Origin of the sequence: Pseudarthrobacter sp. CCNWLW207 (assembly GCF_037203945.1) — a bacterium.
Lineage (GTDB): Bacteria > Actinomycetota > Actinomycetes > Actinomycetales > Micrococcaceae > Arthrobacter.
Genome location: NZ_JBBCBS010000012.1, coordinates 103499 through 116002, shown reverse-complemented (window position 1 = coordinate 116002; position 12504 = coordinate 103499). Strand labels below are relative to the sequence as shown.

Genomic DNA, 12504 nt, shown 5'->3' with positions numbered 1-12504 from the left:
CCCTCACCGACGGCACCCTGCACATCAACCCCGTCATCACCCACGACTACCCGGTGGACCAGGCCCTCGAAGCCTTCGACGTCGCCCGCAAATCCGCCGAATCAGGGAAAGTACTCCTCAGCTTCGGCGGGGCCTAGAAAGTGTTCGTGCTCAGTCCCGGCGGACGGGGATAAAAACCCTGGGCTGGTCCGTCCAGGTGTCCGACATGCGCGACATCGTGCGGCGCATGATCCTTTCCGAGGCCGCCCTGGCCGCAGGGGCATCCCCGGCGGCTACGGCCTCGGCCAAGTCAACGTGCCACTGCAGCGCGCCCTCATGGGGATGGTCCGGCATGAGGCCGTGCACTGTCCGGCCCGTCAACGTCTCGGCCACCTGGCCCATCAGGTTGGCGAACATTTCGTTGCCGGACCCGGAGAGCAGGACCGAATGGAAGGCGATGTCCAGTTCCAGGAACCGCGGTACGTCGCCCGAGTGGCCGGCATCGCGCAGGTCGTGGGCAATGTCCACCAGTTCCCGGCGGAGGTGTGCCGGCGCGTTCTGGGCGGCCAGTTCCGCCGCTGCCGGTTCGACGGCGGAGCGAAGCTCGGCAAGGGAGCGCAGCTGGGCGCCCCTGCCCTCGCCGGAGAGCCGCCAGCGGATCACCTGCGCGTCGAAGGGGTTCCAGCGGTTCGACGGCAGGACCTTTATTCCGACGCGTTTGGTCGTCTCGACAAGCCCCAGGGACTGCAGCACGCGCACTGCTTCGCGGATGACTGAACGGGAGACCCTCAGTTCGTCCTCCAACTGCTCCGCCAGCATGATGTGGCCGGCAGGAAGTTCGCCGGCGACAATCCGGGTGCCGAGGTTCTCAATGGCACGGTGGTGCAGGCTGGTCGACATGAACATAAGCCTAGTGCGATTCCTGCCGCCCGATCTGCCAGTTAGGACAGCCGGGGAGCCACGCGGGAGCAGGCGTCCTACACTGGCTGTGATACCTGGCATTCCACAAAGTGGGCACCACTTTCCTGAATGCCGTCCGAATATATATGCTTTATTCGGATCCCTTGGTTCGTAACTGCATGCTCCGCTGCCAAACGCGGGGCGACCTGCACATCCATTGCACAGAAATGAATTGGAGTTTTTGATGTCAGCACACATCGGTGTCACCGGCCTTGCGGTGATGGGAGCCAACCTGGCGCGTAACCTGGCCCGGAACGGCTTCACGGTTGCCCTGCACAACAGGTCGGTAGAAAAGACTGACGCACTGCTGGAGAAGCACGGCACGGACGGCGATTTTGTCCGGACCGAGACGCTGCAGGAACTGGTCGACTCCCTGGAGAAGCCGCGCCGCGTCCTCATCATGGTCAAGGCAGGCAAGCCGGTTGACTCCGTCATCGAGCAGCTGGAGCCGCTGCTGGAAGCCGGCGACATCATCATCGACGCAGGCAACTCCCATTATGAGGACACCCGCCGCCGCGAAGCCGCCCTGGCCAAGAAGGACCTGCACTTTGTGGGCGTTGGCGTTTCCGGCGGTGAAGAAGGCGCCCTGAACGGACCGTCCATCATGCCGGGTGGTTCCAAGGAGTCCTACAAGGCCCTTGGCCCGCTGCTGGAGAAGATTTCCGCGAAGGTCGACGGCGAGCCCTGCTGCGCCTGGGTGGGCACTGATGGCGCCGGCCACTTCGTCAAGATGGTCCACAACGGTATTGAATACGCCGACATGCAGGTCATCGGCGAGGCATTTGACCTCCTTCGCTCGGGTGCAGGCATCGAGCCGGCCGAACAGTCCAGGATCTTCACCGAGTGGAACAAGGGCGACCTCTCCTCCTTCCTGATCGAAATCTCCGCCGAGGTCCTGGGCCATGTCGACGCCAAGACCGGCAAGCCCTTCGTTGACGTTGTCGTAGATGCCGCAGGCCAGAAGGGTACCGGTCGCTGGACCGTCATCTCCGCCCTGGAACTCGGCTCCCCGGTCTCCGGAATCGCCGAGTCCGTGTTCGCCCGCGCCCTGTCCTCCCAGGCTGAACAGCGCAGGCTCGGACAGGAACTGCTCGCCGGCGAGGAAGCCTCCGTGGAAATCCCCGACACCTTCGTCGAGGACGTCCGCCAGGCGCTGTACGCTTCCAAGCTGGTCTCCTATGCCCAGGGCCTGGACATGCTGACCTCCGCCGCCAAGGAGTACGGCTGGGACCTGAAGCTGGACGAAATTGCCTCCCTGTGGCGCGCTGGCTGCATCATCCGTGCTGAACTGCTCAAGGACATCACCAAGGCCTACGCCGCTGACGAAAAGCCCGCCAACCTGCTGTTCGCGCCGGCCTTCACCAAAGCCATCGCAGAGGCACTGCCGGCTTGGCGCCGCGTGGTCGCCACCGCCGTCCAGCTGGGCATTCCGGTGCCGGTGTTCTCCTCCTCGCTCGCATACTACGACGGCCTGCGCCGCAAGCGCGTTGCTGCAGCCCTGATCCAGGGCCAGCGCGACCTCTTCGGAGCACACACCTACGGCCGTGTCGACGCCGAGGGCACGTTCCACACCCTGTGGGGCGAAGACAAGTCCGAGATTGAAGCAGTAGACACGCACTAGTTTCGGCAAGCGCCATTGCGTCACGCCATGGCACCTCCGGCCGGCAGTTCCCGCTACTCTGGGAGCTGTCGGCCGTTGCTGTTTCCGGGGGCAACTGCGGTATCCGCCGAGCGAGGGAGTCCAGCATGGCCCAGCCAGTAGCATTCGTTACCGGAGCTTCCACGGGGATCGGCTTCGAAGCGGCCAAGAAACTGGCCGGCCACGGCTTCACGGTCTATGCCGGAGCCCGCCGCGTGGACCGGATGGAACCATTGACAGCCCTCGGAGTCCATGTCCTGCCGCTCGACGTGACAGACGAGGAATCGATGAGTGCCGCCGTCGGCCGTGTCCTGGAGGAACGTGGACGGATCGACGTCCTGGTGAACAATGCCGGGTACGGCTCATTCGGCGCCCTGGAAGACGTCGAACTCGCCGAAGGGCGCCGCCAGTTCGACGTCAACGTCTTCGGGCTGGCGAGGATGACCCAACTTGTTTTGCCGGCGATGCGGAAGGCCGGCCAGGGACGGATCATCAATATCTCATCCATCGGTGGCAAATTCTATGAGCCGCTCGGCGCCTGGTACCACGCCACGAAGTTCGCCGTGGAGGGCATGAGCGACGCACTGCGGCTCGAGCTGAAGCCGCATGGCATTAGCGTGTCCATCATTGAGCCTGCGAGTACCGTCTCCGAATGGGGCGGGATCGCGGCCCAGGGGCTGCTGGCCACCAGCGGAACAGGGCCGTACGCCGCACAGGCGCGGCAGATGGCCGGCGCGCTGGATTCCACTAACCGGCCCGCGACGTCCACGGCCCCGGAGGTCATTGCTGACGCGGTGCTGCACGCGGCCCATTCCGCACGGCCGCGGACCCGCTACCCCGTGGGGCGCGGCGCCCGGGCCATCCTGACGCTGCGGCGGATCCTGCCGGACCGGCTGTTCGACCCCGTGGTCATGCTCGTGCTCAAGCGGGTGGCGGCCCGGTAACCGTCAGATGAGGTATTCGATGTCGTACTCGGCCGGATCCACCGCGGGCGTGGTCTCACGCTGGGCGTCCCGGTGGCGCCACTTGGCCGGCACGCCGGTAACGATTGATTCGGGCGGCGCGTCCCTCACCACAACTGCGTTGGCACCGACGGCGCTGTCGCGTCCGATGGTGATGGGTCCCAGGATCTTGGCTCCGGCCCCGATGGTCACCCTGTCTTCGATGGTGGGGTGACGCTTGACCTTGGCCAGGGAGCGGCCGCCGAGCGTCACACCGTGGTAGATCATCACGTCCTCACCGATTTCGGCGGTCTCGCCGATGACCACCCCCATGCCGTGGTCAATGAAGAAGCGCCGTCCAATGGTGGCGCCGGGGTGGATTTCGATCCCGGTCAGGAAACGGCCCAGCTGGGAAACGAGCCGGGCCGGAAAGCGCAGCCCGGGGTTTTGCCACAGGCGGTGCGTCAGCCGGTGGATCCAGATGGCATGCAGCCCTGAATAGGCGAAAAAGTTCTCAAAAGAACCTCGAGCCGCCGGGTCGTGGGACCGGGCGGCGTCGAGGTCTTCCTTTAGTCTTGCGAAAAAGCCCACAAAGTTCTTTCTACAGGAAACGGGCGGAGAGCGGACTGATCAGCCGCGGATGTCGTCATAGAGCACGGTGGAGATGTAACGCTCGCCGAAGTCGCAGACAACGGCGACGATCAGCTTGCCGGCGTTCTCGGGACGCTTAGCCAGTTCCAGGGCGCCCCAGACGATGGCGCCGGAGGAGATGCCGCCCAGGATGCCCTCCTTGATGCCGAGGTCACGGGCCACCCGCACGGAGTCCTCCAAGGTTGCGTCCAGGACTTCGTCATAGACGTTGGTGTCGAGGATTTCCGGCACGAAGTTGGCGCCGATGCCCTGGATCTTGTGCGGGCCGGGGGCGCCGCCGTTCAGGATGGCGGAGTCCTTCGGCTCGATGGCCACGATCTGCACATCGGGATTGCGTTCCTTCAGGACCTGGCCGACGCCCGTAATGGTGCCACCGGTGCCGATGCCGGCGACGAAGATGTCAACCTTGCCGTCAGTGTCGGACCAGATTTCCTCAGCCGTGGTGGTGCGGTGGATCTCGGGGTTGGCCTCGTTGGCGAACTGCTGTGCCCAGATGGAGTTCTCCGTGTTGGCCACGATTTCCTGGGCCTTCTCCACTGCGCCGCGCATGCCCTCGGAGCCGGGTGTCAGGACGATCTCGGCACCGAACGCCCGGAGCATAACGCGGCGTTCCGTTGACATGGTTTCCGGCATGGTCAGGATGACCTTGTAACCGCGGGCAGCGCCCACCATGGCCAGGGCAATGCCGGTGTTTCCGGAGGTGCCTTCCACGATGGTTCCGCCAGGCTTGAGGGCGCCGGACTTCTCGGCGGCGTCTACGATGGCCACGCCGATACGGTCCTTGACGCTGTTGGCCGGGTTGTAGAACTCAAGCTTGACGGCGACAGTGGCACCGAGGCCTTCGCTCAGCCGGTTCAGGCGGACCAGCGGAGTGCCGCCGACCAGCTGCGTTACGTCGTCATAGATCCGTGCCATGTAGGTATGCCTATCTCTCAAGAGTGAATACTGAGGTCAGCCTAACGATGGCGGCGCAACCGTTGCTAAGCATTAAGCCATGCAGAGTAATATTTCCTGGCCTTGGCCAGCTTGGGATTGATGATCACCTGGCAGTACCCCTGTTCCGGGTGCTTGGCGTAGTAGTCCTGGTGGAAGTCCTCTGCCACGTGGAACCGGGGCAGGCGGCTGACCTCGGTGACGATGGGGTGGGACCACAGCGCCTGGTTCCGTTCGATCGCTTCCTCGAACAGTATTTTTTCCTCGGTGGTCTCATAGAACATGGACGAGCGGTACTGCGTGCCCACGTCATATCCCTGCCGGTTGAGCGTGGTGGGATCGTGCAGTGCGAAGAACATGTCCAGGATGACCTCGGCAGGGATCACGTCCTCGTCAAACGTCACCGCCACCACCTCGGCATGCCCTGTAGTCCCGTTGCAGACGGAGTAGTAGTCGGGATTCGGATCGTGGCCGCCTGTGTAGCCGGAAACCACTGAACTGACGCCCTTGGTTTTTTGATAGACAGCGTCGAGGCACCAGAAGCAGCCCCCGCCAAGAACAAAAGTTTTCATGACCTCTTCAATGGTTGGGAGCCCCGGATGATTCCCTGACAACCCTATAAGGACTCTGCCACATGCAGGGGAGGGCGCCGAATGGGGTAAAACTGAGACTATGGAACCTGTAGACACCGGCGTTGCAGATGCGGAACCGCACGACGACGGGACCTCCCGGGAGGAAGCCCCCGCGGCAGAGCAGACAGTCCCGCCCACGTTGGGGCAGGTGTTGCTGGCGGTAGAGGAGCTGTGGCCCGAATCCCTGGCAGAGAGCTGGGACGAAGTGGGCCTGGTGGCCGGACGGCCGTCCTCGCCGGTCACGCGGGTGATGTTCGCCGTCGATCCCACGCTGGAAGTCATTGAGGAAGCCGTGGAATGGGGAGCCGAGCTGCTCATCACCCACCATCCGCTGCTTTTGAAAGGCGTCACCTCGGTGGCCGCCACCACGGCCAAAGGCAAGGCAATCCACCGGCTGATCGAGTCTGGAACCGCACTGCTGACCGTCCATACCAACGGTGATTCCGCCGTCGGCGGCGTTTCTGATGTCCTGGCAGACGCACTGGGACTGGAGGACGTATCGCCCCTGACCCTCGCCAGCAACGGCCTTCCCGAGGAGGGCATCGGGCGCGTGGGTCACCTGGCGGAGGTAATGAGCCTCGGAGACTTCGCCGCACGGGTTTTTGGCATCCTGCCGTCGGTGGCCGGGGGAGTGCGGGTCTCAGGTGACAAGGATGGTCTGGTGCGCCGCATCGCGGTGTGCGGCGGGGCCGGCGATTCGCTGTTCAACGAGGTGCGCGCCAGCAATGCGGACGTCTTCGTCACCGCTGACCTTAGGCACCATCCGGCATCTGAGGCCCGCGAAGACGCCGTGAATGGCCGGCCCTACCTTATTGACGTCTCGCACTTCGCCAGTGAGTGGCTGTGGTTGCCGGCCGCAGCGTCTGCGCTGGGTAACGTGCTCGCCGACCAGGGCCACGATGTGGAGATCCAGGTGAGCACCACCAACAGTGATCCATGGGACTTCATACTGACTCCGGGCTAAGCCTGGGGTGCGAAGGGGCCCGGGCGAGCGAAGCGAGCCAGGGGAGCAGGCCACGCGCTAGAGTCTATAGAGCGCCGGTTCGGTGCCCGGCTCTGGCCGGTGGGATCAAGCGGAGGTAACAGTGGCCAAGGCAGCACCGGCGGAACAGTTGAAGTTGCTCGAATTGCAGGGACTGGACGCCAAGCTGAAGTCGCTCGCCAACCGGCGCCGTGCCCTGGACACCGACCCCCGGATCACGGATCTCCAGTCGGCGCTGTCGGTTGCCAACGGTGAGCTGGGTGCCGCCAAGATGGCCGTGCACGACGCCGAGGCTGAGCTGAAGCGGGCAGAGTCCGACGTCGAACAGGTCACCACCCGCATTGAACGCGACGAGGCCCGGCTCAACAGCGGAACGGGGCTTTCCAAGGACCTCGTGGCCCTGCAGAAGGACATCGCGTCGCTGAACAGGCGCCGCTCAGACCTCGAGGACATGGAGCTCGAAGTCATGGAGCGACTGGATTCGCTCCGCGCCAGGCAGGCGGCCCAGCAGCTGATCGTGGACAACATCCAGGGCTCATTCGGCGACATCCGCGCGGAGCTGGACAAAGCCCTGGCTGAAGTGGATGCCGAGGCAGCGGAGGTCAAACGCCAACGCGCTGAGTTCGCCGCCGGACTGGACGCCGGGATGTTGGCCGTTTACGAAAAAACGCTGGCCAAGCGAGGAGTGGGGGCCGCACGGTTGTTCCATGGAACGTCCGAGGCTTCCGGAATGAAGCTCAGCCCCGGCGACCTCGCCGAAATCAAAGCCGCCGCCGAGGACGACATCGTCTTTTGCCCGGACTCCGGTGCCATCCTGGTGCGCTCCGCCGAGTGGAACACGGCCAGCCCGACCAACTAACCCAGGATGATGTTCAACGCGTGCGGCTTACGGGCTGCACCGTCAACCAGCTCCGCGTCCCACTTTTCGCGCGCCGCCTTCAGGAGCTGTGCCGGGGTCTGCGGGGCGTTGCCGCGGCGGACCAGCAAGTGCCGGGCCAGTTCCCCGCGCGTGTGCTTCGCAAAGTGGCTCACCACCTTGCGCACGCCATCCACTTCAGTGAAAACGTTGACGGCGACGGTCTGCGCCGGCGGGGGTGCCCACGCCGCGGCGTACGTGCTTGAACGGCAGTCCACCAGCAGCTGACCTGCCGCAGCCTCCGTGAGGGCCTCCGACAGTTGCGGCTTCCAGAACGAGGCGAGGCGGCCGACGTCGGGCAGTGCAGTCCCCATCGACAGCCGGTAGGCGGGCACCCGGTCGGCAAAGCGGATGGCACCCCACAGCGCGGATACCACCAGCACCGCCTCGTCGGCCTTCCGGCGCTGCGCGGGCGTCAGCGTTTTGTAGCCCAGGGCGTCGTACAAAACCCCCGAGTAGATCTGGTGGGCAGGCGCCGCCGGTTCGGCGTGCAGCCGGGTGTTCCGTTCGACGTCGTCCCGCAGCGATGCCCCGACGCCCAGCAGCGCGAGGGCGTCCTCGTGTGCACTCACCGTTCCCAGGGCATCCAGGACTTTGGCCCGGTAGGTGTTCAGTGCCGGGAAGCTGAGGGAAGGCCAGTCGACGGCGGTTCCCCGGGCTGCGGGAGTCTTGCCTTCGGAGGGGGGAAGCAGAATCAGCACCGTACGATCTTACCGGCGACTTCGGCGCCCCCTTGCCCGGTAGACTGGGTGCCGGATGGGTTGACCAGGCGGCCGCGCGTCACGCAAGTGGCTCGAGGAACGTCCGGGCTCCACAGGGCAGGGTGGTGGGTAACGCCCACTCGGGGTAACCCGCAGGCCAGTGCCACAGAGAACAGACCGCCTGTGTCGCGCCGGTTTGAAAGCGGCACGAAACAGGTAAGGGTGAAACGGTGGTGTAAGAGACCACCAGCTTCCCGGGTGACCGGGAAGGCTAGGTAAACCCCACCCGGAGCAAGGCCAGACAGGACACGTTTGAGGGCTGCCCGCCCGAGTGTCCGGGTAGGCCGCTGGAGGGCGTCGGCAACGGCGTCCGTAGATGGATGGCCGCTACTCCCGCGCTGGTAACGGCACGGGAGCACAGAACCCGGCGTATCGGTCAACCCATCCACACATCGTCAGCTCAAGTCATGTGAGTGACTTCACGCCGGACGGGGCAGTCCAGGGCGCCTCTCCCGCCTAGAATAGAGAGCGAACGTAGAAGTTCTGCCACCGGGTCTGCGTTCGCAGCCGGTGGTTTTTCTTTGCGCTTCTCCAAGGTGTCCGGGGTGGACCGAATCCCCGCCGACGCTTGCGCCCCGGAACACCTCCGGCGGCCGCCCTCCGCGTACGAGGACGTATGTGGTTGACCCAAGGAAGGTAGTTCTGTGAGCCAGACGTCAGATTCTTGTCTTGATACGTGGATGGGCCGGGAGGCCCTCGCCGAGGCCATGATTCCGGTGATCGGCCGGCTGTACCGTGAAAACAACGTGGTGACTTCCATCCACGGCCGCAGCCTGATTAACAAGTCCACCATGAACATCCTTAAGGCGCACCGGTTCGCCCGCCGTATGAGCAAGGATGAGCTGCTTCTGGAAGAAACAGCCCCGCTGCTGAACACCCTCGCCGGCCTGGAACTGGGCGCGGCCGCGATCGACATTGCCCGCCTGAACCAGAAGTTCAAGGCCGAGGGCGACGGCGCCACGCTGGAAGAGTTCCTCCGCGCCGAACTGGCCGAGGTAGTGGGCAAACGCGGCGCCGACGACCGCACCAGCACTGACGTTGTGCTCTATGGCTTCGGCCGGATTGGCCGGCTCCTGGCCCGCCTCCTGATCGAAAAGGCTGGTGGCGGCCATGGCCTTCGCCTGCGCGCCATCGTGGTGCGCCGTGGATCGGACAAGGATCTCTCCAAGCGCGCCAGCCTGCTGCGCCGCGATTCGGTCCATGGTTCCTTTGAAGGCACCATCCGCGTGGACGAGGAAGCCAACACCATCACCGCGAACGGTGTCCAGGTCCAGGTCATCTACTCGGACAACCCCGCGACGATCGATTACACGTCCTACGGCATCCACGACGCCTTGGTGGTGGACAACACGGGGCGCTGGCGCGACGCCGAAGGCCTGTCACAGCACCTTCAGAGCAAGGGTGCTTCGCGTGTTCTCCTCACCGCGCCGGGCAAGGGCGCGCTCAAGAACATCGTGCACGGCATTAATCACGGCAGCATCGAGGATACTGACCAGATCGTCTCCGCGGCGTCCTGCACCACTAACGCCATCACCCCGGTCCTGAAGGCCATCAACGACAAGTTCGGCGTGATCCACGGCCACGTGGAAACCGTCCACTCCTTCACTAACGACCAGAACCTGATCGACAACTTCCACAAGGGCGACCGCCGCGGCCGCTCCGCCGCGCTGAACATGGTCATCACCGAAACCGGTGCGGCCACTGCTGTGGCGAAGGCGCTGCCCGAACTTCAGGGCAAGCTTTCCGGCAGCTCCATCCGCGTCCCCACCCCCGATGTCTCCCTCGCCATCCTGAACCTGAGCCTTGAAAACGGCACCACCAAGGACGAGGTGAACAACTACCTGCGCCAGATGTCCCTGCATTCGGACCTGCGCAAGCAGATCGACTACATCGATTCCCCCGAGGTTGTGTCCACCGACTTCGTCGGTTCCCGCCGTGCGGGCATCGTGGACGGCCTGGCCACGATCTCCAACGACAAGAACGTCATCCTCTACGTCTGGTACGACAACGAATTCGGCTACTCCTGCCAGGTGGTCCGGGTCATGGAAGAGATGGCAGGGGTCAACCCGCCGTCGTTTCCCGCCAAGGAACCTGCCGCGGCACTGGCGGCCATCGCCGTCTGATTCCCTCCTCTGAGGCAATTTCCCGGCTGGTTCTCTGGAATCAGCCGGGAAACGGGACCACACTGGTGGCATGAATAACGAAACTCTCCACGAGACCACGCTCGAACACGCCCTGGATGTAGCCAAGGCCAACCACAAACGGGCCATCCGCCTCCTGGAGGAGGCCCAGGCGGGCTACAAGGCCGGAGATATCAGCGAAGAGCGCGTGCGCCAACTCGAAGAGCTGCTCCAGGTTGCCGCCGAAGATCTCCGGAGGGTGACCCGGGAACAATAAGAAAGTCTCTTCCGGCTTCCCACTCCTCCCCAACACTGTGGATATCGGCCACGTTGTCCGAGGAGTGTCCTAGGCTCTTCTGGTGCACTACGTTTCCGGAAGGGCAGTCTGCCCGTGACCGTCAGCTGGTCTGCGTACCGACGGGCACGCCGCCGCTCACGGCAGGCATGGGCCCTGGTCATTCTCCTGGCCGTTTCCGCCGTAGCGTCGGTGGTGTGGTTCTTCACTGCCGGCCAGTTCGCGGCGGCGGAACCGGCCATTGCAGGACCTACGGAGGCGCCGGTTTTCGATCCGGGCTTTATGAAACCGGTGGCCCCGGTGCATGCTGTGCCCCAGGGGAGTGCCCGTGAAGCCCTCGACGGGCTGCCGGTCAAGGGGCGTGCACCTAACGACAACTATGACCGCGAAGCCTTCGGGCAGGCGTGGCAGGACCTGGACCGGAATGGCTGCGACACCCGCAACGACGTCCTTCGCCGTGACCTCACGGGCGTGGTGTTCACCGAAGGCTCCACATGCCGAGTGGCGGCCGGCCATTTCCACGAACCTTACACAGGACTTCCCGTGGACTTCCGGCGAGGCTCGGAGAGCAGCAAGGCGGTCCAGATCGATCACGTGGTGGCCCTGGGCGACGCCTGGCAAAAGGGCGCGCAGCGCCTGACACCGCAGCAGCGCCAGAGCCTGGCCAACGACCCCCTGAACCTTATCGCCGCGGACGGGCCAGCCAACCAGCAGAAGAGTGCAGGTGACGCCGCCACCTGGTTGCCCAAGAACAAGGCCTTCCGCTGCCATTATGTCGCAAGGCAGATCTCGGTGAAGGCCGCCTACGGGCTGTGGGTGACGCAGCCGGAGAAGGACGCCATGAAGAGGGTCCTGGACAGCTGCCCCCAGCAGCTGACTGTTACTGCGGGCTGACGTCCGACTCGTGACTAGTGTCCGAAAGGATCCGGGTCGACGCCGGGCATCCAGGTTAGGCCCGGAACGCCCCAACCGCTCTTCTTGGCCTGCTTCATCGCCTTGCGTGCATAGCGGTCGATCAGCCGGTTGACGTAGAGTTTTCCGTCCAGGTGGTCATACTCGTGCTGGATTACCCGCGCGAACCACCCTGTGGCCTCAAATTCAACCGGCTGCCCATAGCCGTCGAAGCCGCGCACCCTGGCCCACTCGGCACGCTTCAACGGGTACTGTCCGCCCGGAAAAGACAGGCAGCCTTCCTCTTCCTCATCGGGATCGGGAAGGGCGCCAGAGATTTTGGACAGGGTCAGGACAGGATTGACCAATACGCCTGCGGGAGGTGCGCCGTCATCGTTGGCGTATTTGTAGACAAATATCCGCTTGCCGACCCCGACCTGCGGCGCCGCGAGTCCGACGCCGTTTGCGGCGTCGTTGGTTTCGAACATGTCCGCAATCAGGGTCCTGAGTTCGTCGTCGAACACTTCCACCTCGGAAGCCCGGCGGTGCAGCACCGGTTCCCCCCAAATGGTGATTGGCATAACTGTCATGTCAGACGGGTCCTTCGGGATGCGGCGCGATGCCGGCCGTTGTGCGTGAAACAAGGATGCAAAACAAAGGAGGCCGCACCGGATATCCGGTGCGGCCTCCTTCTCGAACGGCTGCTAGAACCATCCTGTGCGGGTGAGCTACGGGGGTTGAACCCGCGACCTCCTGGACCACAACCAGGCGCTCTGCCAACTGAGCTAAGCCCACCATGTGCCT

The 12504-nt window shown here is 64.3% G+C and carries 13 protein-coding genes, 1 tRNA gene, 1 other RNA gene and 1 pseudogene; 9 read left to right on the top strand and 7 right to left on the bottom strand.

Features of this window, described 5'->3' with window-relative positions:
• Positions 1-137 (top strand): annotated as a pseudogene (locus V9L17_RS18290) (L-idonate 5-dehydrogenase); the annotation flags it as partial.
• 13 nt (positions 138-150) lie between these two features.
• Here V9L17_RS18290 and V9L17_RS18285 read toward each other — a convergent pair.
• Positions 151-879, bottom strand: a complete 729-nt coding sequence (locus V9L17_RS18285; RefSeq protein ID WP_337349004.1) for a FadR/GntR family transcriptional regulator — start codon at positions 877-879, stop codon at positions 151-153.
• Positions 880-1123: 244 nt separating this feature from the next.
• On the opposite strand from V9L17_RS18285, the gene gndA reads away from it, so the two are divergent.
• Both gndA and V9L17_RS18275 read left to right on the top strand, forming a co-directional pair.
• Positions 1124-2560, top strand: a complete 1437-nt coding sequence (gndA, locus tag V9L17_RS18280; RefSeq protein WP_337352406.1) for an NADP-dependent phosphogluconate dehydrogenase — start codon at positions 1124-1126, stop codon at positions 2558-2560.
• Positions 2561-2685: 125 nt separating this feature from the next.
• Positions 2686-3522 (top strand): oxidoreductase, encoded by an 837-nt coding sequence (locus tag V9L17_RS18275; protein ID WP_337352405.1) that lies wholly within the window; start codon positions 2686-2688, stop codon positions 3520-3522.
• A gap of 3 nt (positions 3523-3525) precedes the next feature.
• Here V9L17_RS18275 and epsC read toward each other — a convergent pair whose 3' ends face one another.
• The 3 genes from epsC to msrA form a co-directional block, all read right to left on the bottom strand.
• Positions 3526-4110, bottom strand: coding sequence for a serine O-acetyltransferase EpsC (epsC, locus tag V9L17_RS18270; RefSeq protein ID WP_337349007.1), 585 nt, complete (start codon positions 4108-4110; stop codon positions 3526-3528).
• A gap of 39 nt (positions 4111-4149) precedes the next feature.
• Positions 4150-5085, bottom strand: a complete 936-nt coding sequence (cysK, locus tag V9L17_RS18265) for a cysteine synthase A (protein ID WP_337349008.1) — start codon at positions 5083-5085, stop codon at positions 4150-4152.
• Between the two features lie 65 nt (positions 5086-5150).
• Positions 5151-5675 (bottom strand): peptide-methionine (S)-S-oxide reductase MsrA, encoded by a 525-nt coding sequence (gene msrA / locus V9L17_RS18260; protein WP_337352404.1) that lies wholly within the window; start codon positions 5673-5675, stop codon positions 5151-5153.
• A gap of 100 nt (positions 5676-5775) precedes the next feature.
• Between msrA and V9L17_RS18255 the strand changes: the two genes are divergently transcribed.
• Together V9L17_RS18255 and V9L17_RS18250 are read left to right on the top strand one after the other, a co-directional pair.
• Complete coding sequence (locus V9L17_RS18255; RefSeq protein ID WP_337349010.1) at positions 5776-6699, top strand: Nif3-like dinuclear metal center hexameric protein; 924 nt, start codon at positions 5776-5778, stop codon at positions 6697-6699.
• A gap of 121 nt (positions 6700-6820) precedes the next feature.
• Positions 6821-7576 (top strand): zinc ribbon domain-containing protein, encoded by a 756-nt coding sequence (locus tag V9L17_RS18250; RefSeq protein ID WP_337352403.1) that lies wholly within the window; start codon positions 6821-6823, stop codon positions 7574-7576.
• Here the strand turns inward: V9L17_RS18250 and V9L17_RS18245 are convergent.
• Positions 7573-8334 (bottom strand): YaaA family protein, encoded by a 762-nt coding sequence (locus V9L17_RS18245; protein WP_337349012.1) that lies wholly within the window; start codon positions 8332-8334, stop codon positions 7573-7575. The genes V9L17_RS18250 and V9L17_RS18245 overlap by 4 nt on opposite strands.
• Positions 8335-8390: 56 nt before the next feature.
• Here V9L17_RS18245 and rnpB point away from each other — a divergent pair.
• From rnpB to V9L17_RS18225, 4 genes are all read left to right on the top strand, one after another.
• Positions 8391-8782, top strand: an RNA gene (rnpB, locus tag V9L17_RS18240) — RNase P RNA component class A.
• A 256-nt stretch (positions 8783-9038) separates the two neighbouring features.
• Positions 9039-10517 (top strand): glyceraldehyde-3-phosphate dehydrogenase, encoded by a 1479-nt coding sequence (locus V9L17_RS18235; RefSeq protein WP_337349013.1) that lies wholly within the window; start codon positions 9039-9041, stop codon positions 10515-10517.
• A gap of 70 nt (positions 10518-10587) precedes the next feature.
• A complete protein-coding gene (locus tag V9L17_RS18230) occupies positions 10588-10791 on the top strand; it encodes a hypothetical protein (protein WP_337352402.1) in 204 nt (67 codons plus the stop codon).
• A gap of 114 nt (positions 10792-10905) precedes the next feature.
• Complete coding sequence (locus tag V9L17_RS18225) at positions 10906-11703, top strand: HNH endonuclease family protein (protein WP_337352401.1); 798 nt, start codon at positions 10906-10908, stop codon at positions 11701-11703.
• Positions 11704-11717: 14 nt separating this feature from the next.
• Here the strand turns inward: V9L17_RS18225 and def are convergent, their stop codons facing one another.
• Both def and V9L17_RS18215 read right to left on the bottom strand, forming a co-directional pair.
• Positions 11718-12290: a peptide deformylase gene (gene def / locus V9L17_RS18220; RefSeq protein ID WP_337349016.1), complete on the bottom strand. Its 573-nt coding sequence runs from the start codon at positions 12288-12290 to the stop codon at positions 11718-11720.
• Between the two features lie 132 nt (positions 12291-12422).
• Positions 12423-12495 (bottom strand) — tRNA-His (locus tag V9L17_RS18215).
• Between the last annotated feature and the right edge of the window lie 9 nt (positions 12496-12504).